The sequence below is a fragment of the Variovorax sp. Soil_C_19 genome, from assembly GCF_057657255.1.
Window position 1 is genome coordinate 1 of the sequence record NZ_JBDGIV010000046.1, and the last position, 419, is coordinate 419.

The following is a 419-nucleotide window of genomic DNA, read 5'->3' on the forward strand; positions in this document are numbered from 1 at the left end:
CCTTCACGCTCGGCCAGGAGGAATACGGCATCGACATCCAGAAGGTGCAGGAGCTTCGCGGCTACGACGCGGTGACGCGGATCGCGAACGCGCCCGAGTACATCAAGGGCGTGGTGAACCTGCGCGGAATCATCGTGCCGATCATCGACATGCGCATCAAGTTCAACCTGGGCACGCCGAGCTACGACCAGTTCACGGTGGTGATCGTGCTGAACATCGGCGGCCGTGTGGTGGGCATGGTGGTCGACAGCGTGTCGGACGTGATCACGCTGGGCGCGGAGCAGATCAAGCCGGCACCGGAGATGGGCTCGGTGCTGGACACCGACTACCTGATCGGGCTGGGCACGCTCGACGAGCGGATGCTGATCCTGGTGGACATCGATCGGCTGATGTCGAGCGAGGAAATGGGCCTGGTCGAA

The 419-nt window shown here is 63.2% G+C and carries 1 protein-coding gene; it reads left to right on the plus strand.

From position 1 onward, the window contains the following. Nucleotides 1-419 (plus strand): chemotaxis protein CheW (locus AC3A6R_RS27155; protein WP_487866183.1); only part of this gene is annotated, 419 nt, incomplete at both ends.